This window comes from Candidatus Symbiopectobacterium sp. NZEC135 (genome assembly GCF_025962695.1).
The window spans coordinates 1-909 of record NZ_JAGFPF010000823.1 but is presented as its reverse complement, the minus strand read 5'-3'; the positions used below and the strand labels follow the sequence as shown (position 1 = coordinate 909).

The window sequence follows — 909 nt, the reverse complement described above, 5'->3', positions numbered from 1 at the left end:
TTTTTAATAATATTCTACGAAGTTTATCGAGTTCAGTTTGACGGAGTACAAAGCAAGCATCCTGAGGGATATGATGGATAGGAAAATACCGCTTTTTGCAATGATCCTTTAGACAGCAGGAAGGAATATGCTGATTAACCTCTTCGGCTAATGCTTTGGGTAACCTAATTATTTGTTGTTTTATTCTTTCGGATAATGAGTTTATTTCAAATGCCTGAAATAACTCTCCTGCATGTATGACTGAGATACCATAGTTTACATCACAGTCTTGCTGCAAGGGCCGACGTAGATGCAGCGTAGTTGCTAATAATCGTTGTGTTTCAAAAAACTCATGTCCAATTAACGCCGTATCAATAATTTGGGAGTGAGGCGATATATACTCACCTGTTGCACTAGGTATTAAATTGTTTCCGTTAGAAAAACTGTGAGTGTCAAGAAAACATAAACGGTTAACCAATGAATCATCAATTTTAATCAGATGTATTTTACCTTGCGATAATCGTACTCTTCTAAGTTTAATCGGTGATTGAAAGTAAATGGATAAATGTAATTTATTGCACAGAGCATATCTGTATATGTCACTGTCTGATAAATCCAGACTGGCTTGTTTTTTCATAATGTGAACAGCTTCATTAACTGTCACCCAGTCGCACATCTTGCTGCCAGCTTTTGCATATGGATCATGTTGTTGCATAACACGCCTCCTTGTGACCTAGGCTGACGTTACGATGCTATCATTAATTATCATGTCAAATTTAAACGGTGTGTGTCGATAACTTAATACTTCTCAAGAGTAAAAATCGAGTGGTTAAACCTGAGCTGGGTGTTATTTATAATAATGCCCATCACTTTTAGAGGGTTGGGTTTGGGAATTTTCTTTAGCGGGAAAAAAGAAATGAAATCTTTATT

The 909-nt window shown here is 36.4% G+C and carries 1 protein-coding gene; it reads right to left on the bottom strand.

Annotated elements, in window-relative coordinates; genetic code table 11:
- On the bottom strand, window positions 1–694 hold a 694-nt coding region (locus J5224_RS30730), incomplete at its 3' end, for a hypothetical protein (RefSeq protein WP_264628814.1).
- Window positions 695–909: the final 215 nt, after the last annotated feature.